We start from the raw sequence: 20125 nt of genomic DNA, 5'->3' as shown, positions 1-20125 counted from the left end.
GCGGGTGGGAGCCTGGACGGGGCTGGTGGGGGTGGTGGTGTCCGGGGTGGGCCGACGGGGGTCAGCCCTCGGCGGGGGCCCGGCGGTCGGTGATCAGGCTCATGGTGTGGCGGGCCGCGGCTTCCGCCGGCCGCGTGGGCTTGCCGGGCCCGGCGTCGGGCTCGGCCATCAGGCGGGCGAGCACGCCGGCCTTGCGCGGCCCGTGCACCCCGAAGGCGGTCTCGGGGTCGGCACCTTGCGGGCCGCGCACGTCGATCAGGCGTACGACGATGTCGTCGCGCTGGAAGATGCTGCTGCTGACGGTGGCGCTGCCCTGCCGGTGGGCCGCGGCTTCGTCCTGCCGGGCCAGGAACCGGGCGAGCGCCGGACCGCAGCCGGGCTTGGCCGGGTAGAAGAGCGCGTGGCGCCGTACGTCCTCGCCGTCCGCCGCGTCCGCGGCGATGTGGTGCACGGCCGGGAGCGCGGCCCGCATGAAGAACATCCGGGCCGACTCGGGGTCGCCCAGGTCCCGGTCCTGCTCCAGGTACGGGTTGATGGCCTCCTCTACGGCGCGCACCTCGGGCTGCTCCGACACGTGCCGCAGCGCCGCCATCAGGTCGCCGCGGACCTCCACCGTCCGGACGACCCGGTTGCCGTGCATGAACAGCGAGGTGCGGCACAGCCGGGTGTGGTCGTCGACCCGGGCCGCCGGTGAGGCGTAGCTGGAGAGGATGGCCGCGACCTGCTTCTCGCTGCCCGGCTTGACCGTGAAGGTCAGGGCGTGGCGGACGATGCCGGCGCCCAGGCGGGGCGCGCCCTGGAGGCGTGCGGCTCCGGGGCGCACGGCGCCGTCGTAGGCCCGGCCGGTCTCGCGGAGCACCGTGTACTTGAGCGGGCGCATGGCCCGGGCGCAGGCGCCCAGCGGCCGTACCTGCTCGGCGTGGTGCTCGCTGTTGACCCAGGCCAGGTACTGCGGGGCGCTCTCCCACTCGCTGGTGATGAGCCACTGCGAGGGGTTCTCGAAGGACTGGCAGAGCTGGTCGCTGATGTGCCCGGGGACGGCCGCGATGTCGTGCCGAAGCTGTTCGTACGCCTCGAAGAACCGCTGCTGGGCCCCCTCGTGGAGGTCCATCAGCAGGACGACCCGGAGCATGGAGCCGTCGAAGGCCGACTGTGACACCCGTTCGGACAGGGTGGTTGTCATTGCTCACTCCTTCATGAGGGCGTGGAGTTCCATCGCGTACGGACCCTCGTCCGTCATCGGTGGTGACCCGCCCGGCCGGCGGCCGCCTCCGTGGGGAGCGGCAGGCCGGCGTGTCTCAGGGGGAACCGCTGTCGCTCATCGTCATCCGGGTGGCCATCTACCGCTACATCTCCGGATCAAGCGGGTGACAACCGGCGAATCTCCTGGGCCTGGCCGTCGATCGGGGGCATAAAGAGTCCACTCCCCCACACAGAAAACAGGAGCCCTCAGCTGATGGAAGACAACGCCGATGTTCGCGTACCGGTTCTCGTCGTGGGCGGCTCCCTCGTGGGTCTGTCGACCTCGCTGTTCCTGAGCCGCCACGGCGTCAGGCACATGGTCGTCGAGAAGCACTCGGGTACCTCCGACCACCCGCGCGGCCGCGGGATCAACGCCCGCACCATGGAGCTGTTCCGCACGGCCGGGGCGGAGGACGCGATCCGCCGGGCGGCGTCCCTGCTGGAGAACAACATGGGCATCCTCCAGACGGAGTCGCTCATGGGCGACGACCACAAGTGGCTGGTCAAGGCGATCGACCCGTCCGGCGCGCTGAGCCGCTTCAGCCCGACGGGCTGGTGCGTGTGCAGCCAGAACAACATCGAGCCGATCCTGGCCGCGCAGAGCCGTGAGCAGGGTGCCGACGTACGGTTCTCCACCGAGCTGATGAGCTTCGACCAGGACGCCACCGGGGTGAGCGCCCTGGTCAAGAACCGGCAGACGGGCGAGCACATCACCGTGCGCGCCGATTTCCTGATCGCCGCGGATGGCCCGCGCAGCCCCGTACGCGAACAGCTGCGGATCCCCCAGACGGGTAGCGGCGAGCTGTTCCACAACGTGAGCATCACCTTCCGCTCGGAGCGGCTGGTCGAGGCGCTGGGCGACCTGCGGTTCATCGTGTGCTACCTGATGAAGCCGGGCGCCGACGGGGCGCTGCTGCCCGTGGACAACGACACGCAGTGGGTCTTCCACGCGCCGTGGCACCCGGACCGGGGCGAGACCCTGGAGGACTTCACCGAGGAGCGTTGCGTGGAGCAGATCCGCAACGCGATCGGCGTACCGGACCTGGACGTGGAGATCGGAGGCAAGGCCCCCTGGCACGCGGCCGAACGGGTGGCGGTGCGGTACTCGTCCGGGCGGGTGTTCCTGGCAGGGGACGCGGCCCACGAGATGTCCCCGACGGGCGCGTTCGGCTCGAACACCGGCATCCAGGACGCGCACAACCTGGCCTGGAAGATCGCTGCGGTGCTGGACGGCTCGGCGGGCATCGAACTGCTCGACACCTACGAGGCCGAGCGGCTGCCGGTGGCCCTGGCGACCGCCGAGCGGGCCTCGGCCCGTTCGGCGGAGCACAGCCACCCGGGCTACGTGCCTCCGCCCACGATGGGCGGCGGGCCGGGCAGCGGGATGCTCACGACGGCGATGGGCTACTGCTACCCCGCGGGGGCGAGCGTCGGCGGCGACCCCGGCCGGCCGGTCATCCCCGTGGACCTGCGTCTGAAGGGCGACGTCGGCACGCGGGCCCCGCACATGTGGCTGACCAGGTGCCGGGGTGGCGGGCGGATCTCCACCCTGGACCTGTACGAGAGCTCGTTCGTGCTGCTCAGCGGCGAGGGGACGCCGTGGCGGGCAGCGGGCGAGGAGGTGGCGCGGCAGCTTCCGGTGCGGCTGGACTCCTACTCGATCGGTTCCGCCGCGGCCGACCTGGTCCAGGAGGACGGGACCGACTGGGCAGCGGTCCACGAGCTGACGGCCGCGGGGGCGGTGCTCGTACGCCCCGACGGGTTCGTGGCGTGGCGCTCGGAGGGCGCGGTGGCCGATCCCGGTGCCGTACTGATGGACGTCATGTCGCAGGTGCTGCGGCGGGCCTGAGCGGCCGGCCCGGGCCCGGGCCCGGTGGTCCGCCCGTCGGCCGCGCCGTAGCGGCCGACGGGCGGGCGCGTCGAGGGGCGGTCACGTTCGGGCGTGGTCGCGTTCAGGCGCAGGCCCAACAACCCGCCCAGCAGCCCGCGTTCCAGTGCGCGTTCCGGTGCTCGTGCCGGGGGCGGCGGGGCGAGGTCTGCACGCTCCCGGCCGGATCGCCGCCGAGCCGGCGTGCCACGCAGGCGACCACGACCGCGATGGCGACGAGCTCCTCGGGCGCGGCCAGTCCCCGCTCCACACGGAGCAGGCTGGCTATCGGTACGTCGCCGCCATCCTTGAGCATCGACACGGCTCCTCCTACGGGGAGTTCGCACGGGTCCTCGTCGGGTCACAAGGACTCCGGACGCAGCCGACGCTACAAGCGGGCGCCGCCCCCGGCACGCCGGACCGCCGACTCCAAGCGCGGCATCCGCCCAGGTCAGGGGCGTGGTCCGAGAGCCCGGGCAAGCCGCAGCCCGGGCCGCGCCGGGGGCCGGGACATTGGGCCGTCCGAGTGGTGCGGGCCCCGCGGAAACGCCTGACGGCGCCCCCGCAGGGGGGCGCCGTCAGGGTTCGGAGCGACTTCAGCGGGCCGGGCACTTCTTCCAGGAGAAGTGGTAGATGCTGTTGATGCTGCCGTCCGTGGAGTCGAGCGCCATGAAGCTGGTCTTCGCCGGGTCGGAGGTCCCGACCTCGGCGCGCAGCTCGGTGTTGATGTTGAAGTTGCGCTGCGCGCCGCAGGGCGCGAAGACGAGGGCCTCGATGCCCGTGGTGTCGGTGGCCTGCCAGTTGTCGTCGAGCGCACCGTTGAACTTGTGGGTCCGGTACGCGGTCTGGCTCATGCCCTGGAAGTAGTAGCTGGCCTTCTGCGTGCCGACCGCGCCCTCCTGCAGGCTGCCGAAGCCGCGGTAGTCGACCTGGGCCACGGCGTAGGTGTAGCCCTGCGGGACGTTGACGAGCAGGGACAGCAGACAGTTCTTCCGGCCTTCGATCGCGGGGGCGCCCCCGCCGACCTGGGCCACGTACTCGCTGTAGGTGACCGTGAAGGCCGAGTTGTCCTCGGCCACGGCGACGGCGGCACTGCCGGGGCGGCAGCCAGAGCCGTTGATGCTCTTGACGTCCACGGTCACCCTGTCCGAGGGCGCCATGGGGGTGTTGGCCACGGCCGAGGGGGCCAGGCCGAGGCCGAGGAGGGTTCCGGTCACGGCGGCGGCGCTGAAGGCAGCGCGGAGCGATGTGATCACAACGCCATGGATACGGTCCGCGGCGGGCCCGGAGCGTGACCGGGTGCGCCCGCTCACTCCGATGGCCGCGCCGATTCACCGCAGAGACGTATCCGCACCCGCCGGCAATACGCCGAACGGCCCAGACGGCGGGGAGCCGGACCGCGCCATGCGGGTAATTCATCCGCTTTCTTCCTAATATGGGCGGCTCGCAGGAAGGACCTGCGGGGAGGAGCCCCATGCGCCGCCTGCACCGGCCCGCCCTGCTGACCGCAGGCCTGGTCGCCGCCGTCCTGCTCGCCTCGGCCGCCCCGGCCGCCCCGGCGGCGTCCGCCGCCCCCGGCCACGACTCCGGCCGCGACTCCGGCGACGAGGCCGTCGTACTGGGTGAGGACCACGCCCGGGCGCACGCCCGGCTGCGGCTCGCGGTCAAGGGCGCCGGCGGGTACCCGCAGTCGACCCGCACCACGAGCCTGGAGTCGCTGCGCGCCTCCCAGCGCAAGGCCAACTCGGGCTTCGAGGCGGCGCGGTCCGGCCGCTTCACCGACTACTTCCCCTCCCCCGACTTCGGCGTGCACACCGCGCTGCTCCCCACGGGCAAGGTGCTGCTCTTCTCCTTCGAGCGCGTGGAGGCCGACCCCACCAAGGAGACCGGGCCCACCGACCGGATCGGCAGGACGAACGCCGGCCGCGCCTACCTGTGGGACCCCGCCAAGGGCACTGGGGCGCGGGCGTTCAAGAAGGTCACGCCGCCGATCGTGCTGATGCCCGACGGTACGCACGCCCCGCGCCCGGCGCCGTTCTTCTGTGCCGGGCACTCCTTCCTGCCCAACGGCATGGTCGGGGTGTTCGGCGGCAACACCGGCGGCAAGGGCGGCAGCGGAGCGAAGCTCTCCTTCGTGTTCGACCCGTGGACCGAGACCTGGTACCGCAACCGCGACATGGCGGTCGGCCGCTGGTACCCCTCGGTCGTCACCGGCCCGGACGGGCGCCAGATCATCATGTCCGGCCAGTCCGAGCGGGGTACGGGCACGCCCACACCGGTCGTCGAGCGGTTCCCGGCGCTCGGCCGGCCGGTGCCCTGGGGGCGGTACGACATCCCGCTGGACGTCCCGGTGGAGCGCTTCCGCGCCGACGCGCCGTTCCGCAACGACTACCCGCACCTGTTCTCGCTGCGCGACGGCAAGGTCTACGGTCTCGGGCGCGACGCGGACCAGCAGTGGCTCTTCGACCTGGTCGGGCAGACCCGTACGGACCTGCCACGGCGGCCCGCCGACTTCCGCGGCTACGGGTCCGCCGTCCCGCTGCCCGCGGGCCTGCGCGGCCCCGACTCGGTGCTGGTCCTCGGCGGAGACCCGCGCGACCCCCATACGTACCGGCTGTCGGGCGGGAAGTGGACCACCGAGGAGCCGCGGGCCTTCGGGCGGACGCAGGACGACACCCTGATCCTGCCGGACGGCACGCTGCTGACCGTCAACGGAGCGCTCGACACCCGCGATTACGGGTACGGGCCGTTCAACCCGAAGGCCGATCTCAAGTACCGGCAGATCGAACTGCGCGACGGCCAGGGCCACTGGCGGCTCGGGCCGGTGCAGCGGCTGCCCCGGGGGTACCACTCCAACGCCCTGGTCCTGCCGGACGGCCGGATGATGGTGACCGGCGACGAACTCCAGCAGATCGCCAACGATCCCGACATCAAGGACCGGATGGACGGCAGCATCGAGCTCTACGAGCCCGCCTACCTGCACCGGGGCGGCCGGCCGGTCCTCGACCGGGCCCCGGCGGGCGAACTCGCCCACGGCGCCGCCTTCCAGGTCACGAGCTCCACCGCCGCCGCCGTCACCCGTGCCGTGCTGCTGGCGCCGACCACGGTCACCCACTCGGTGAACACCAGCCAGCGCCATCTGGACCTCGCGGTGACCGGGGTCCGCGGCAGCACGATCGGCCTGCGGACACCGGCGACCGCGGCCGACGCCCCTCCCGGGTACTACATGCTGTTCCTGCTCGACGCGAAGGGCGTCCCCAGCACCGCGAAGTGGATCAAGCTGGGCGTCCGCTGACCGCGGGCCGGACGCGGGAGCCGAACCGGACCACCGCCGCACGGCCGGGGGCCCGTACCCGGCAGAGGGCCGCCCCCGTCACCAAGACGGCGTCGTAGCGGCCCAGTTCGACGTCGTGGCCGTCCAAGTGCACGGCACCCTCCAGGGCCACGACCACGAGGGTCTCGCCGGGCGGGAGGGCGAGCAGGAGTTCGCCGCGGACCACGGCGGTGTCGGCCGTCACGGAGTCGCGGCGGTACATCACGTTGAAGTTCACGATCGGGCCGCCGAGCAGCCGGCAGTCCGTCGGCCGGTCGCCGGGGAACCGCTGGGGGTCGTAGCGCCGGTCCACGAGGCGGCGTACCCCGTCGATCGTGAGGTCCATGCCGGCGCCCTCGGCGAGGGTGAGCGTACGGTCGACCCCGGGGAAGGCGGAGAACGGTCCGTCGGCGGTGACGTCGGCGAGGCTGATCCGCCACGCGAAATCGTCCATGCCCGCGCCCTCGGGTCGGGCGGCGATCTCCCTGGTGACTCCCCCGCCGTTCTTCCAGCCGGCCGCCGGCCGGTCGGCCGCCCGCAGGATCCGGACCGTGTCCGCGCCGCTCATTCCGTCCGCCTTCCGGGCCCGGGTACGCCCCGGGCCCGGCCGAGCCTATCCGGGTCGCCCCGCGCCGACGCCCTCAGGCGCGGAGCGCGGCGGTGAACCAGGTGAACACCGGGGCCAGGGCGGGCGGCACCGGCCATCCGTTGATCACTGACAGGAGCTGCCAGTACCGCTCGGCCCGCGGATCGGACGCCACCTCCAGGCGGGCGAGCAGCCAGCGGCGCAGGTCCCCGTCGTCCGCGCGCTCGAAGGCGTGGGCGTAGAGCGCGGTCAGCGAGTCCGCGAAGGGGGCCGCCTCGGCGGAAGCGGGCAGGATGCCCGCGGCCAGGGCCTCCCCGACGCGCGCCCGCACCGCTTCGGTGAGGTCGTGGTGGAGGCCGGTGGTGTCACCGCTGGAGCGGTCGGCCGCCTGGAACTCGGCCATGCGGCGTACGGAGGTCCGGAAGTCGGGGTCCTGGCAGAGTTCGGCGAGCTCCACCCAGGCCTCGACCTGTTCGGAGGTGGGGTCGTCGGGCAGTTCGGGCATGGCCGAGCGCATCATGGCGACGAACTCGGGGTTGGCGTCGAGGTCACCGAAGGTGGCGTCGATGAACTCGTGCACCAGGCGGTGGCGTTCGTCCTCGGAGAGTTTGGCGAGTCGGTGCATCAGAGCGGTCTCCAGGTGGTCGGCGCCCCGCCGGGCGACGGCCCGCAGCACGGCCCGCCGCAGCCGCAGGGTGCGTATCTGCACGTCCAGGGCGTCGGCGTGGGCGGCCGCGACCTCCGGTACGGAGGCCTCCCGGTCCAGCACCCTGCGTACGGCGGCCAGATCGAGGCCGAGGTCGCGCAGGGTGCGGGCCAGGTCGAGGCGGGTCAGCGCGTCGATGTCGTAGAGCCGGTAGCCGGCGGGGCTGCGGTCGGTCGGCGGCACGATCCCCGAGTCGGAGTAGTAGCGGATGGTCTTGACCGTCAGCCCGGTGCGCCGGGCCAGGTCTCCGATCGAGTAGAGCGCGTCGCCGTTCATGTCCGCCACCCTGCCGTCTCCCCCTACGGGAGACTCAAGCCGGGGCGGAAGGCCGGGTCACGGCATGTCCCGGCAGTCACGGCAGTCACGGCAGTCACGGCATCAGCTGGTACTCGGGGAAGTTGCCGGGCAGGCGTTCGCCCTCGGGGCCGTTGGTCACCGCGTGGACCAGCAGCTCCCCGCCGACGAAGGCACCGCGCCAGGAGCCGCCGAAGCCGCCGAAGAGCTCCTCGCGGTCGCCGCGCGAGCGGGGCTTGCCGTGGCCGATCTTGAAGGCGCGGATCTGCGGGGCGAGGCGGGAGAAGGTGGCCGGGTCGTCGGTGGAGAGGGTGGCGCACAGCGCGCCGTTGGAGGCGTTCATGGCGGCCAGCAGCTCTGCCTCGGTGTCCACGAGGACGATGGTGTCCACGGGGCCGAAGGGTTCCGCGTGGTAGAGCGGTGAGGAAGCCGGCGGGCTGAGCAGGGTCAGCGGGGCCACGTAGGCGGAGGTGTCCTGGCCGGGCAGGAACCGGGCCGGGTCGAGGGAGCTGCGGAAGAGCGGTACGGCGCCGCGCTCGACGGCCTCGGCGGCGTGGTCGGTGAGCTCCTTGGCCTTGGCCGCGTTGATGAGGGGGCCGAAGTCCAGTTCGGGCAGGGCGTCGTCGGGGTGCGCGACCGCGAGGGGGTGGCCCGTACGGATGGCGGAAACGGCGGGGAGGTAGGCGGCGAGGAAGGCGTCGAAGGCGGTGCGCTGGACGACGAAGCGGGGGTAGGCGGTGCAGCGCTGCTTGCCGTAGTCGAAGAGCTTGGGGATGACGGCCTTCAGGGCGTCCCAGTCGGTGTGCTCCCAGATGCCCCAGGTGTTGAGGCCCTCTTGTTCGAGGATGTGGCGCTTGCCGAGGTCGGTGACGGCGGTGGCGATGCGCGCGCCGGTGTCCCGGCCGCCGACGAAGGAGACGCAGCCGATCTCCGGCGAACGGACGAGGGCTTCGGAGAGCTCGCTGCCGCTGCCGCTGACCAGGGTCACGGGGATGCCCTCGCGGCGGAGCAGCGCACTGGCGAGGGTGAGGCAGGCGAGGCCGCCGTCGGTCGGGGTCTTCGCGATGACGGCGTTGCCCGCGAGTGCCTGCACGAGCATGGCGTGCACCAGCACCGACATGGGGTAGTTCCAGCTGGCGATGTTGGAGACGGGCCCGTCGAGCGGGGTGCGGCCTTCGAGCATGGCCTCGATGTTCTCCACGTACCAGCGGACACCCTCGATGGCCCGGTCCACATCGGCCTGGGCCAGCCGCCAGGGCTTGCCGATCTCCCAGACCAGGAGGAGGGAGAGCAGTTCGCGGTGCTCGGTCAGGGCGTCGAGGGCGGCGCTGACGCGGGAGCGGCGTTCGGGCAGCGGGATGTGCCGCCAGGCGCGGTGCTGGTCGAGGCTCGCCCGTACGGCCTGTGCGGCCGCGGCGGAGTCGAGGCGCGGCGGGCCCGCGATGGGGCTGCCGTCGACGGGGCTGGTGGCGGGCAGGGCGCGGCCGTCGGAATGCCAGGAGCCGCCCCAGAGGTTCAGGACGCAGTCCTCCTGGAAGGCCTCGGGGGCCACGGCCAGGGCGCGCTGCCAGGCATCGGACCAGGCCGTGCCGGGCTTGAGGGCGAGGGTGGGGTGTGCCATCTGCGGTTCTCCGCTCAGTGGGTGGGCGGGGCATGAGGTGGCTCGCGTACGGCCGCCCGCGCACCGGGCGGCCGTACTGGCGAGGCTATGCGGTCGCGCGGGCCGGCCGTAAGTACGGGCCGGGCGGCAGACACGGTCTCACTTCTGGACTGCGAGTCGCTCGAGGACCAGCCGGGCCGTGCCGGTCGGGGTCGATCCGACGGCCACGCCGGCTGCCTCCAGCGGGTTGTCCTCGACCAGGAGGGCGTCCTCGCGGACGGCGACCTCCCAGAGCCGGCGCAGCAACGTCTACGCCACCTCGTCCTGCGGCCTGTGCGTCGGGCCCGAGGTGCTGGCCGCCCTCCCCGCCCGGTTGCGGTCCGCCCGACGGGTCTTCGACTGCACCGGCGGGCTGCATGCCGCCGCGCTCTTCTCCCCGGAGGGCGAACTGATCGACGTACGCGAGGACGCCGGCCGGCACAACGCCGTGGACAAGATCGCGGGCCGGGCCCTGCAGGCGGACCTGCTCCCGCTGGGCGGGGCCGTCCTGCTGGTGTCCGGGCGGGCCTCCTCCGAGCTGGCGCAGAAGGCGGTGATGGCCGGGATCCCGGTCCTGGCCGCGGTGTCGGCCCCGTCCTCGCCGGCCGTGGACCTGGCCGCCGGGGCGGGGCTGACGCTGGTCGGATTCCTGCGGGGGGATTCCATGAACGTGTACGCGGGCGGGCACCGCGTCGGGCCCACGGCCTGACGACGGCGCCCGCGGCACGGCGGCGGGGGCCCGGTCCGGCGGGGAGCGCCCCCTGCGCCGGCGGGCCTTTCTGCCGCGCGCGCACGCGGGGGCGGGTCGGGCCGGGGTCGGCTCAGACCGCGTCGGCCTTCGCGGACGCGTCGGCCTTCGCGAGCACATCAGCCTTCTCAGGCGCGTCGGCCTGCTCGGGCGCGTCGGCCGCCTTCGCCTGCGGGGACGCTTCGACGACCCGGGGCCCGTGCTGTCCGCGCAGACCGATCCAGCTGATCAGCGCGACCAGGGCGAAGGCCGCGGCGCCGATCGCGAAGGTCAGGGTGAAACCGGACTCGGCGGGCAGGGCCGGAACACCCGGCGGCAGGTGTTCGATCGTCTGCGACGCCAGGATCGTGGTGACGATGGCGCTGCCGATCGCGCTGCCCGTGGAGCGGGAGATGGAGTTGATGCCGTTGGCGATGCCGCTCTGGTGGTGCGGGACGCTGGACATGATCACGGCGGGCATGGCCGCGTAGCCGAAGCTGACGGCCGCACCGACGATGAGGCCGGCGCCGATCACCGAGAAGGTGTGGCTGTGGTCCGCGGCGAGCCAGCCGAAGCCGGCGGCGCCGAGCGCGGCGGCCAGAGCGAGCGCCGCACGGGGGCCGCGGTGGCGCACCAGCTGGCCGCCGACGGGCGAAGCGAGCAGCGAGACGATCGCACCGGGCAGCAGGAACTCGACCGAGGCGCGCAGGATGGAGGCGTCGAAGCCGTACCCGGTGAGCTCGTGGGGCATCTGGACGAGGTAGGAGACGCCCAGGAAGTTCGCGAACATACCGAAGCCGACGAGGATGCCGGCCAGGTTGGCCATGAGGACCGGGCGGTGGACGAACATCCGCATGTCGACGAGCGGCTCGCGCACCTTGCGCTCGACCAGGACCCACACCGCGGTCATCACGACGGCGCCGGCGAAGCTGCCGAGCGTACGGGCCGAGGCCCAGCCCCACTCGTGGCCCTGGGAGATGGGCAGCAGGAGCAGCAGGAGGGCGATGCCGAGGGTCAGCGCGCCGAGGACGTCGGTGCGTCCGCCGGTCTTGTGACGGGTGGCGGGGACCAGGAAGACGACGGCGAGCAGGGCGAGGACCGCGAAGCCCGTCGCCATCCAGAAGGCGTTGCGGTAGTCGGCGTCGGCGCCGGAGGTCAGCAGGCCGGTGGCGACGAGCGCGAGGCCGCTACCGAAGGCGAGGGTGCCGCTGACCAGGGCCATCGCACCGGGGAGCTTCTGCGGGCGGACCTCTTCGCGCAGCACGGAGAGCGCCAGCGGGAAGATCGCGGTGGCGGCTCCCTGCAGGACCCGGCCCAGGATCAGCAGCGGCAGCGAGGACGCCAGCGCGGCGACGACGGAACCCGCGACCATGACGCCGAGTACGGCCACCAGCGTCGGCTTCTTGCCGTGCTGGTCGCCGAACCGGCCGAGCAGCGGGGTGAAGACGGCAGCGGACAGCAGGGTGGCGGTGGTCACCCAGCTGACGTTGGCGGTGGTGGTGCCGAGGTCGTTGCGGATCAGGCCCAGGATCGGGACGGGGAGGGTCTGCATCATCGACACGACCATGGCGGCCAGGCTCAGGGCGAAGACGATGACCGTCTCGTTCCTGGTGCCGGTGTCCGGGGTGGAGGTGGTGGGGCTCATGGCAGGGAGGACCTTCTTAGTGCTTCAGACCACAGATGTTTGATGTCATCAAGTAACTCCACAGACGGTAGTCCTCAATAGTTAAGGTGGTCAAGTAAAAGGTTGATAATGTCAAACACCTTGAGTACTCTTCGAGCATGAGCGCCACCACCCCGTACGCCCCCACCAAACTGGAGCTCCTGGAGCTGCTCGCCGCCATCGGCACGGCCCAGTGGCGCGATTTCGCGGCCGCCGCGGCCCATCACGGCCTCACCTCCACGCAGGCCAGGGTCCTCGCCCAGCTCAACGGGCCGATGCCCATGCGCGGCCTCGCCACCCTGCTGGTGTGCGACGCCTCGAACGTCACGGGCATCGTGGACCGCCTGGAGGCCCGCGACCTGGTGCGCCGCGAGCCGGACCCCGCCGACCGGCGCGTCAAGAACGTCGTGGCGACCGACGCGGGCCGCGAGGTCATCCGCCGGGTGCGCGCCGAGATGCAGGCCACGCACGGCGCCCTCGACATCCTGGACGAGGCCGAGAGCGCGACCCTCTACGCCCTGCTGGAGCGCCTGCGCCCGGCCATGGAGAAGGACGCCTGACCGTACGGAGCGCCCGTCATACGAGTCCGAGTCCGCGCGGCGGGACGAACAGGTGCGCGGCCCGGTGCTCCGCGGCCACCAGGGCGGTACCGGCCGAGAGCCGCGACTTCGCGCTGCGGGCGAGGCGGAGCCGGTGGTCGCCGCAGCGCTCGCACCCCGGGGACCAGTCGGGGAGCAGGTCCAGGTGGTCGGTGGCCATGTGCCGGGCGAGGCGGATCCGGGAGCCGGGCCCGCTGTCCATGGGGTCCCAGTCCACGCCCCGCTCCCCCGTGAGGAACAGTTCCGCCATGGCGTCCTGGATCTCCCGCATCGAACGGTAGAGGCGGGCGCAGGTCGTGCAGCCGAACATCCAGGACGGAGGCACCGGCCAGACGTCCTCGGGACTCAGCTCATCGGCACTCATGGCCGCCACGGTATCGGCGCGGCCCCGCGCACACAGGCGATCCGCCGCACTCGCCCCACGGCCCCTGCGCGGGAAGCCGCTGGCCAGGGGGAACGCCACCTGACAGACTGAAACGGCTTCAGACCACACAGGAGGACATACATGTCAGACGAGACGGACACCCCGAAGGACGAGTCGCCGGCCGAGGAGGCCAAGCGCAAGTTCAAGGAGGCTCTGGAGCGCAACGCCCGCAACGCCCAGTCGCAGCAGTCCCACCAGAGCCGCGCCAAGATCCAGGGCCAGGGTGGCAACGGTCCCGGCGGCAAGAACAAGAAGGTCCGCCGCAAGACCGGCTGACCGCGGTCGCCGGATCGCAGCAGCCGGCCTCGACGGGACCACCGCCCGGACGTTTCACGGGTCGGGTCCGGTCGGGGGCGGCTCCCAGGCCGCACAGCGGCCCGGTCGCACAGCAGGGCAGTCGCGCAGCAGGGCAGTAGCACCGCGGATCGGTCGCACAGTGGGTCAATCGGCCGATGGCCGTGCTCCCCGTGGGAGTGCACCGATCGGCCAGTCGGGTGACGGGCGATAACCCCGGGCGCTCACGGGAGTTGAGCAGCCCGTCCCGCCGAGGGCAGCCATCCCATTGCGACAGTGCGACCGAAGGAATCCCCCACATGTTCAAGAAGTTCATGGCCACCGCAGCCGCCACCGCCGCCGTTCTGGGCGCCGGTGCCGCCGTAGCCGCACCGGCGATGGCGATCGGCAACGACAACGGCATCAACACCGTGAACGGCAACGGCGCCGCGCAGATCTACGGCAACCAGGAGACCGGCGGCGCGATGAGCCCGCAGATGAGCGTCATCCAGGGCTCCCTGAACAAGCTCTGCGCCGGCGTCCCCGCGAAGCTCAACGTCCAGTCGGTGCTGGCCCTGATCAACGTCGGCGTCCAGGACATCAACGTCCTCGCCAACCCGCAGAACCAGCAGTGCACCGAGAACTCCACCCAGGCCAAGGGCGACGACTCGGCCTCGCACATCCTCAGCAACATCCCGGTCCTCTCGGGCAACCTCTCCGCCGGCAGCTGATCTGCCGCACACCGCACCGGCGCCGGTGCGAGGCCTTCGGGCTTCGCACCGGCGTCGCCGCGTTCCGTCCGCACATAAAAGGAGACCCGGGTTGGTCTAGACCTTGACAGGTCCAGACCACTTTCGCTTGAGTGGCGGTAATTGCCTCCCCCCACGGCAATTCCCCCCACTCAAGGAGCAGTTGCATGATGCGTGCACTACGTCGCCGCGCCCTCTCCCTGGCCGCCGCCGCGGCCGTCACCGCCGGTCTCGCCCTGGTCCTTCCCGCCTCGCCCGCCGCCGCGGCCCCGGCCTGCGCCGGCTCCTGGGCCTCCTCGGCCGTGTACACGAACGGGATGAGCGCCTCGTACGGCGGCCACAACTGGCAGGCCAAGTGGTGGACCCAGGGCGAGACGCCCGGCACCACCGGGCAGTGGGGCGTCTGGTCGGACCAGGGCGCCTGCGGCACCGGCGGGGGCCAGGACCCGGATCCCGGTAATCCGTCCGGATTCGTGGTCAGCGAGGCCCAGTTCAACCAGATGTTCCCGAACCGGAACCCCTTCTACACGTACAACGGGCTGGTCGCGGCCCTGTCGGCGTACCCCGGCTTCGCCAACACCGGCGACGACACCGTGAAGCGGCGCGAGGCGGCCGCCTTCCTCGCGAACGTCTCGCACGAGACCGGCGGCCTGGTCCACATAGTTGAGCAGAACACCGCGAACTACCCCCACTACTGCGACGCGGGCCAGCCGTACGGCTGCCCGGCCGGGCAGGCCGCGTACTACGGCCGCGGTCCGATCCAGCTGAGCTGGAACTTCAACTACAAGGCCGCGGGCGACGCGCTCGGCATCAACCTCCTCGCCAACCCCTACCTGGTGGAACAGGATCCGGCCATCGCCATGAAGACGGCGCTCTGGTACTGGAACACGCAGAACGGGCCGGGCACGATGACCGCCCACGCCGCGATGGTCAACGGCGCGGGCTTCGGCGAGACCATCCGCTCCATCAACGGCTCGCTCGAATGCAACGGCGGCAACCCCGCCCAGGTGCAGAGCCGGGTGAACGCGTACCAGAGCTTCACCCAGCTCCTCGGCGTCACGCCCGGGAACAACCTCGGCTGCTGACCGTCACCGGGTGCGGAGCGTGGTGGCCAGCTGGGCCCGGGAGCGCACGTCGAGCTTCTGGTAGATCCTGGTCAGCCTGGCCTCCACGGTCTTGACGCTGACGAAGAGCTTCGCGGCCGCCTCCTGGTTGCTGGCCCCGTCGGCCACGAGCAGCGCCAGGCGGGTCTCCGCCTCCGTCAGGGCGGCCAGCGCGTTCGGGCTGCCCGTCTCGGCGGGGGACGGTTCCCGGGCCAGCTCCGCCCAGGGGTGCGCCCCGGCTTGGGCGAACGCCTCGGCCGCCGCCCGCAGCGCGTCCCGGGCGGGTGCCCGCCGGCGGCGGCGCCGCTCCACGCGGGCGAGCGCGAGGAGCGTACGGGCCCGCTCCAGCGGGAGTTGGAGCTCGGCGAGCCGGCGCTCGGTCTCCTGGAGGAGGCTGACCGCCGACTCGGCCTCGCCCTGCGCCGACAGGCACAGGCCCCGGGCCCGGTCGAGGGCGGCGACCACGCTGGTACGGCCGAGGGCCAGAGCGGTCGCGCGGACCGGAACGAGCAGTTCGGCGGCCTCGTCCGGGGCGTCCGCCGCGACCAGGGCCTCGGCCAGCTCCCCGTGCCAGCGCAGGATCGAGGGGTCCACGACCTGCTGGGCGGCCTCCAGCTCGGCGACCCGGCGCAGCGTGGCCACGGCCTTCGCGGCCTCGCCCGTCGCCAGCTCGACCAGGCCGAGGGCGTGGAGGCTGCGCGAGAGGAAGACCTGGTCGCGTTCCTCCTCCGAGGCCTGGATGCCGCGCCGGGCGTATCCGGCAGCGCGCGCGAAGCTGCCGCCCATGGTCTCGGCCATCGCTGCGACGTACCAGGCGGGGCCGGGCGACAGGCCCGCCTCGATGGTCAGTTCCAGGGCGCGGCGGGCGTGCGCGGAGGCCGCCGTGCACCTGCCCCGGCGCAGTTCGACCTCGGTGAGGCTGCGCAGCACCTCGAAGACGTCCTCGGCCGAGCCGGTGCGCTGGACGGCGGGCAGCAGGACCAGCAGCTGTCTTCGGGCGTCGCCCAGCCGGTCGTCGAAGAGGGCGTGGCGTACGGCGAGGTACTGCGGGGCGTTGCGCATGCCGAGCGGGACCTCGGGGGCGGGCAGCGCCAGGGCCTCGGCGAGGATCTCCTCGGCGTCGGGGTCGCCCAGGATGCGGCCCATCCGGGCCCGTACGGTCAGTGCCATGGCTTCGGCGACCTGGTCGCCTCCTGCGGCGGCCAGGGCCCCGGCCTCGGCGGCGGCGTCACGGGAGCGGACGGGGTCGCCGTCGCTGAGGTTGCGCTTCCAGGCGACCCGCAGCCGTACGGCGGCCTGGAGCGCGGGGTCGCCCTCGGCGTCGGCCGTGGCGTAGGCGAAGGTCTCGTCGAGGTCGGCGAGGGCCTGCCCGGCGGCGTCGATGACGGCGAGCCGGGCCCGGACCCGGTCGGCGGGAGAGGAGTCGCGGGCCAGTACGGCGCGGGTGGCGCGGCGGGCGAGGTCGGCGCGGCCGGCCCAGCCCGCGTCCTCGGCGGCGCCGACGAGCCGGGCCATCTCCTCTCCCTGCAGGTGGGCGGGGGTGCGCTCGGCGGCGAGGAGACCCAGTTCGGCGGCCAGCGCCCGCTGGCCGCGGCGCCGGCAGGCCGCGGCGGCGTCGGCTATCTCGGCGGCGAGCCACTGGTCGGGGGTGTCCACGGCCAGCGCGCGGTGGCGTACGGCCTGGACGGGGTCGGCGACGGCGGCGGCCAGGGCGGCGTGTCCGGCGGCGCGTTCGGGCCAGCCGGCGTCGGCGGCCAGGGCGGTGGGCAGCGCGCCGGCCGAGAAGGCTACGGCGCCGTCCTCGCCCACGGTGACGAGCGCGGCCCGCTCGGCCACGGCGAGTTCGGCCTCGGCGTGCGGGCGCCCGGCCCGGCGCAACAGGGCGGTGGTCGGGCGGGCCGCGAGCGCGGCGAGCAGCAGGGTGCGGCGGGCCTCGACGGGGACCGCGGCGAGGAGCCGTCGGGCGACCTCGCGGGCCTGGCCGGAGACGGGCAGCGCGTCGGCGTGGTGGGCTCCGCCGTCACGGGTCCCGGCGGCTTCGGCGAGGGAGTGGCCGAGGGCGAGGGCGAGGCGCGGGTTGCCTCCGCTGGCCTGGTGGATCCGGCCGGCGAGGCGGGCCGGCAGGCCCCGGCGAACGAGCAGTTCGGCCACCTCGTCGGCGCCGAGCGGGGGGACGCGTATCTCGGGGGTGCCGGGGCCGCAGAGGGGTTCGGCGACGGGGGCCCCGCCCTGGACGCATTCGGCCACCAGGACCCGTACGCCCGGCGGGGTCAGGCGCAGGGCGAAGCGGAGCAGATCGGTGCTCTCGGCGTCGAGCCACTGGGCGTTGTCCAGGACGAGCAGGACGGGGCTGCGGGCGGCGAGGGTGCGCAGGACCTCGACGACGGCGAGGCGCAGTGCGACGTGGTCGCGGCCGGCCCGGGGCGCGTCCGTCTCGCGGCGCAGGAGTGCGATGGCGGTGCGCTGGGGGCCGGAGAGCCGCTCCAGTGCGGCGGCGGGTACGGAGGCGAGGAGGGCGGCGGCCGAGGCCTCCGGGATCCACCGGTCAGCGGCTTCGGGGGCGAGGCGCAGCACGCTGTCCCGGCGGGCTTCGGCGGCGGCCGCGAGGGCGCGCACCACCTCGGTCTTGCCCGCTCCGGCGGGGCCGGTGAGCAGTGCCCGCCCGTGCCCGGTCAGCGCGTGCTCGACCGCCTTGACCAGCTCACCGTGTCCGACGGTCGTGTCAGCGTGCCCCGTCGCCGCCACCACGCACAGCCACCAGCCTCTCGGTCTCCAGCTCCAGTTCCTGTGCCCTTCTTGTGAGACGCGACAATACGAGGTCCGCTGCCCGGCGGGCCCGGATTGTGACGCAGAATTCAGTCGCGCGACAGAAAAACCCGTCGGACCTGCCGATACGAGGTGTATCGGCAGGTCCGCGGGTTCATTTGGTCCGTACTATCGGCCCGTCAGGCCGGGTTGGCTGCGGCCGACTCAGAAGCCGAGGCTCCAGGAGTCGAGGTAGCCGGTGTCGCCGCCCGCGTTGTCGTTGACGCGGAGCTTCCAGGTGCCGTTCGCGACCTCCGAGGAGGCGTTCACGGTGTACTCCTGGTTGATGTTGTCGGCGCTGCCGCCCGCCCGGTTGTGCACCGTGTAGACGGTGCCGTCCGGGGCGAGGAGGTCGACCTTCAGGTCGCCGACGTAGGTGTGCACGATCTTCACGCCCACCTTGAGGGTGGCCGGAGCGTTGCCGGTCACACCGCTGACGGTGATCGGGCTCTCGACGGTGGTGTTGTCACCGATGGAGAAGTCGGCCGTGCTCTCGAAGGACGGCGTGGTCGGCGTCGAGGTCACGGCGGTCACCGTGGCGGCCGCGTCGGCCAGGCCGGTGCCGCAGCCGCCGGTGCAGGTGCCGGCGAGCGGGCGGGCATTGGTCTTGATGGCCGACTCAACCTGCGCCGGGGTGAGCGAGGGCTTGGCGGCGACCAGGAGCGCGGCGAGGCCCGCGACGTGCGGGGCGGCCATGCTGGTGCCCTGGTACGGCTTGTAGATCTCGGCGCCGGGGGTGGTCGTGCCACCGTTCAGCGTGGAGAGGATGCCGTTCTCGGGGGTGGTGACGGTGCCGGGCGTGTCGGTGGCGCGGCGGGTCTCACCGCCCGGGGCGGCGACGTCGATGATGGCGCCGAAGTTGGAGTAGAAGGAGCGGTCGCCGGTGCGGTTGCTGGCGGCCACGTTGATGACGTTGTTGCAGCTGGCGGGCGAGAAGCCGGCCGCGTCGGCGTTGCTGTTGCCGGCGGCGACGACGACGGTCGTACCGCGGGCGACGGCGGCGTTGATGGCGTTCTGGTAGGTCGCGGTGCAGGCACCGGAGCCACCGAGCGACATGTTGATCACCTTGGCGGGGGTGGCGTTCGCCGGGATGCCCGCGACGGAGCCGCCGGAGGCCCAGGTGATGGCGTCGACGATGTCGGAGGTCGCGCCGCCGCACTTGCCGAGCACGCGGACGGGCTGGATCTTCGCGTTGTACGCGATGCCCGCGACGCCCTTGGCGTTGTTGGACGCGGCCGCGATGGTGCCGGCCACGTGGGTGCCGTGCCAGGAGGAGTCGCTGGCCTTGGAGCCGACGCCGCACTCGCCGGCCGCGCTCCAGTCGCCCTGGTCGGCGGGGTTGTTGTCGCGGCCGTTGCCGTCGCGGGCGGCGCTGGAGGTGCTGATGAAGTCGTAGCCCGCGACGATGTTCGGGGCCAGGTCGGAGTGGGCGACGTAGCCGGTGTCGATCACCGCGACCGTGACGCCGCTGCCGGTGGTCTTGTCCCAGGCGGCGGGGACGTTCATGCCGGCGGTGGGCTCGAAGAGGTCCCACTGCTTGGCGTACTCGGTGTCGTTCGGGGTGGCCAGCGCGTAGGCGCGGGAGTCCGGCTCGACGTAGGCGACGTCGGGGTCGGCACGGAACTGGGCCATCACGTCGGCCGCGTCGGCGGCGGCGAGCGGGGTGCCGAGGGTGACGAGGGCGGCGCCGGTGCCGAGGCGGCGCTCGAAGCGGGTCTTGTCGGCGCCCTTCTTGCCCGCCTTCTTGCCCTTTGCGGCGGCGTCGGCGGCGGCCGCGTCGTTGGAGTTGGCCTCGGTCGCCGAGGACTTGTATCCGACGATCAGGTTCTCGACCGGGGCGGTCGCGGCAGCGGCGGTCGCCGCGGCGGGGGCGGGGTCCGCGGTGGCCAGCGCCATGGAGGTGGTGGCGGTTCCGGCGAGCAGGGTGACGGACATCGCCACCACGGATATGAGCCTACGTCTGGATGCGTGCACGGTGTTCCCCTTCGCGGGCCGTTCCCGGGCAGGCCGGAGCGGCCGGTTTGGTGCTGTGTGGGAGGTGTGTCGGCGACCACGGCGCCGGGACGGGCTGGTCGAACCCGCCCCGGCCACCGCTGCTCGCCTCGTTGCCCGGCCGCGACGTCGGAGCGGGGCAA

At 73.0% G+C, this 20125-nt stretch carries 16 protein-coding genes and 1 pseudogene; 7 read left to right on the top strand and 10 right to left on the bottom strand.

Annotated features, from left to right (window positions below; genetic code table 11):
* Positions 1–61: 61 nt before the first annotated feature.
* Entirely contained in the window at positions 62–1183 is a 1122-nt protein-coding gene (locus ACZ7GJ_RS09620; RefSeq protein WP_470750590.1) for a SchA/CurD-like domain-containing protein, read from the bottom strand.
* Between the two features lie 273 nt (positions 1184–1456).
* On the opposite strand from ACZ7GJ_RS09620, the gene ACZ7GJ_RS09615 reads away from it, so the two are divergent.
* Positions 1457–3091 (top strand): FAD-dependent oxidoreductase, encoded by a 1635-nt coding sequence (locus ACZ7GJ_RS09615; protein ID WP_470750589.1) that lies wholly within the window; start codon positions 1457–1459, stop codon positions 3089–3091.
* Between the two features lie 103 nt (positions 3092–3194).
* On the opposite strand, the gene ACZ7GJ_RS09610 is transcribed toward ACZ7GJ_RS09615, so the two are convergent.
* Both ACZ7GJ_RS09610 and ACZ7GJ_RS09605 read right to left on the bottom strand, forming a co-directional pair.
* The gene (locus tag ACZ7GJ_RS09610) at positions 3195–3425 is read right to left on the bottom strand and encodes an acyl-CoA carboxylase epsilon subunit (RefSeq protein ID WP_470750788.1); all 231 of its coding nucleotides are present in this window, start codon (positions 3423–3425) and stop codon (positions 3195–3197) included.
* A gap of 280 nt (positions 3426–3705) precedes the next feature.
* Positions 3706–4365, bottom strand: coding sequence for a DUF4360 domain-containing protein (locus tag ACZ7GJ_RS09605; protein WP_470750588.1), 660 nt, complete (start codon positions 4363–4365; stop codon positions 3706–3708).
* A 218-nt stretch (positions 4366–4583) separates the two neighbouring features.
* On the opposite strand from ACZ7GJ_RS09605, the gene ACZ7GJ_RS09600 reads away from it, so the two are divergent.
* Positions 4584–6404, top strand: a complete 1821-nt coding sequence (locus tag ACZ7GJ_RS09600; RefSeq protein WP_470750587.1) for a galactose oxidase-like domain-containing protein — start codon at positions 4584–4586, stop codon at positions 6402–6404.
* Here the strand turns inward: ACZ7GJ_RS09600 and ACZ7GJ_RS09595 are convergent.
* The 3 genes from ACZ7GJ_RS09595 to ACZ7GJ_RS09585 form a co-directional block, all read right to left on the bottom strand.
* Positions 6385–6990: a HutD/Ves family protein gene (locus ACZ7GJ_RS09595; protein ID WP_470750586.1), complete on the bottom strand. Its 606-nt coding sequence runs from the start codon at positions 6988–6990 to the stop codon at positions 6385–6387. The genes ACZ7GJ_RS09600 and ACZ7GJ_RS09595 overlap by 20 nt on opposite strands.
* Positions 6991–7063: 73 nt before the next feature.
* The gene (locus ACZ7GJ_RS09590) at positions 7064–7990 is read right to left on the bottom strand and encodes a MerR family transcriptional regulator (protein ID WP_470750585.1); all 927 of its coding nucleotides are present in this window, start codon (positions 7988–7990) and stop codon (positions 7064–7066) included.
* A gap of 94 nt (positions 7991–8084) precedes the next feature.
* Entirely contained in the window at positions 8085–9629 is a 1545-nt protein-coding gene (locus tag ACZ7GJ_RS09585; protein WP_470750584.1) for an aldehyde dehydrogenase family protein, read from the bottom strand.
* 283 nt (positions 9630–9912) lie between these two features.
* Here ACZ7GJ_RS09585 and ACZ7GJ_RS09580 point away from each other — a divergent pair.
* A pseudogene (locus ACZ7GJ_RS09580) lies at positions 9913–10356 on the top strand (formate dehydrogenase accessory sulfurtransferase FdhD); the annotation flags it as partial.
* A gap of 112 nt (positions 10357–10468) precedes the next feature.
* Here the strand turns inward: ACZ7GJ_RS09580 and ACZ7GJ_RS09575 are convergent.
* Complete coding sequence (locus tag ACZ7GJ_RS09575; RefSeq protein WP_470750583.1) at positions 10469–12019, bottom strand: MFS transporter; 1551 nt, start codon at positions 12017–12019, stop codon at positions 10469–10471.
* A gap of 137 nt (positions 12020–12156) precedes the next feature.
* On the opposite strand from ACZ7GJ_RS09575, the gene ACZ7GJ_RS09570 reads away from it, so the two are divergent.
* The gene (locus ACZ7GJ_RS09570; RefSeq protein ID WP_470750582.1) at positions 12157–12597 is read left to right on the top strand and encodes a MarR family winged helix-turn-helix transcriptional regulator; all 441 of its coding nucleotides are present in this window, start codon (positions 12157–12159) and stop codon (positions 12595–12597) included.
* A gap of 16 nt (positions 12598–12613) precedes the next feature.
* On the opposite strand, the gene ACZ7GJ_RS09565 is transcribed toward ACZ7GJ_RS09570, so the two are convergent.
* Complete coding sequence (locus ACZ7GJ_RS09565; RefSeq protein WP_470750581.1) at positions 12614–13000, bottom strand: hypothetical protein; 387 nt, start codon at positions 12998–13000, stop codon at positions 12614–12616.
* Positions 13001–13141: 141 nt separating this feature from the next.
* Here ACZ7GJ_RS09565 and ACZ7GJ_RS09560 point away from each other — a divergent pair, with 141 nt between their 5' ends.
* From ACZ7GJ_RS09560 to ACZ7GJ_RS09550, 3 genes are all read left to right on the top strand, one after another.
* On the top strand, positions 13142–13336 hold the full coding sequence (locus tag ACZ7GJ_RS09560; RefSeq protein WP_470750580.1) for a DUF5302 family protein: 195 nt from the start codon (positions 13142–13144) through the stop codon (positions 13334–13336).
* A 317-nt stretch (positions 13337–13653) separates the two neighbouring features.
* Complete coding sequence (locus ACZ7GJ_RS09555) at positions 13654–14064, top strand: rodlin (RefSeq protein ID WP_470750579.1); 411 nt, start codon at positions 13654–13656, stop codon at positions 14062–14064.
* Between the two features lie 185 nt (positions 14065–14249).
* Positions 14250–15167 carry a glycoside hydrolase family 19 protein gene (locus ACZ7GJ_RS09550; RefSeq protein WP_470750578.1) on the top strand — a complete coding sequence of 306 codons (918 nt, stop codon included), beginning with the start codon at positions 14250–14252 and terminating at the stop codon, positions 15165–15167.
* A 3-nt stretch (positions 15168–15170) separates the two neighbouring features.
* On the opposite strand, the gene ACZ7GJ_RS09545 is transcribed toward ACZ7GJ_RS09550, so the two are convergent.
* Positions 15171–17933: a helix-turn-helix transcriptional regulator gene (locus ACZ7GJ_RS09545; protein ID WP_470750577.1), complete on the bottom strand. Its 2763-nt coding sequence runs from the start codon at positions 17931–17933 to the stop codon at positions 15171–15173.
* 222 nt (positions 17934–18155) lie between these two features.
* Positions 18156–19925 (bottom strand): S8 family serine peptidase, encoded by a 1770-nt coding sequence (locus tag ACZ7GJ_RS09540; RefSeq protein WP_470750786.1) that lies wholly within the window; start codon positions 19923–19925, stop codon positions 18156–18158.
* Between the last annotated feature and the right edge of the window lie 200 nt (positions 19926–20125).

Source organism: Streptomyces sp. NPDC037242 (assembly GCF_055604165.1).
This window is presented reverse-complemented; position numbering and strand designations above follow the sequence as displayed.

Bases quoted from the DNA above. Each gene is read 5' to 3' on its own strand.
- ACZ7GJ_RS09620 (WP_470750590.1), bottom strand. From the start codon at position 1,183: ATGACAACCACCCTGTCCGAACGGGTGTCACAGTCGGCCTTCGACGGC.
- ACZ7GJ_RS09615 (WP_470750589.1), top strand. From the start codon at position 1,457: ATGGAAGACAACGCCGATGTTCGCGTACCGGTTCTCGTCGTGGGCGGC.
- ACZ7GJ_RS09610 (WP_470750788.1), bottom strand. From the start codon at position 3,425: ATGCTCAAGGATGGCGGCGACGTACCGATAGCCAGCCTGCTCCGTGTG.
- ACZ7GJ_RS09600 (WP_470750587.1), top strand. From the start codon at position 4,584: ATGCGCCGCCTGCACCGGCCCGCCCTGCTGACCGCAGGCCTGGTCGCC.
- ACZ7GJ_RS09595 (WP_470750586.1), bottom strand. From the start codon at position 6,990: ATGAGCGGCGCGGACACGGTCCGGATCCTGCGGGCGGCCGACCGGCCG.
- ACZ7GJ_RS09590 (WP_470750585.1), bottom strand. From the start codon at position 7,990: ATGAACGGCGACGCGCTCTACTCGATCGGAGACCTGGCCCGGCGCACC.
- ACZ7GJ_RS09585 (WP_470750584.1), bottom strand. From the start codon at position 9,629: ATGGCACACCCCACCCTCGCCCTCAAGCCCGGCACGGCCTGGTCCGAT.
- ACZ7GJ_RS09575 (WP_470750583.1), bottom strand. From the start codon at position 12,019: ATGAGCCCCACCACCTCCACCCCGGACACCGGCACCAGGAACGAGACG.
- ACZ7GJ_RS09570 (WP_470750582.1), top strand. From the start codon at position 12,157: ATGAGCGCCACCACCCCGTACGCCCCCACCAAACTGGAGCTCCTGGAG.
- ACZ7GJ_RS09565 (WP_470750581.1), bottom strand. From the start codon at position 13,000: ATGAGTGCCGATGAGCTGAGTCCCGAGGACGTCTGGCCGGTGCCTCCG.
- ACZ7GJ_RS09560 (WP_470750580.1), top strand. From the start codon at position 13,142: ATGTCAGACGAGACGGACACCCCGAAGGACGAGTCGCCGGCCGAGGAG.
- ACZ7GJ_RS09555 (WP_470750579.1), top strand. From the start codon at position 13,654: ATGTTCAAGAAGTTCATGGCCACCGCAGCCGCCACCGCCGCCGTTCTG.
- ACZ7GJ_RS09550 (WP_470750578.1), top strand. From the start codon at position 14,250: ATGATGCGTGCACTACGTCGCCGCGCCCTCTCCCTGGCCGCCGCCGCG.
- ACZ7GJ_RS09540 (WP_470750786.1), bottom strand. From the start codon at position 19,925: ATGTCCGTCACCCTGCTCGCCGGAACCGCCACCACCTCCATGGCGCTG.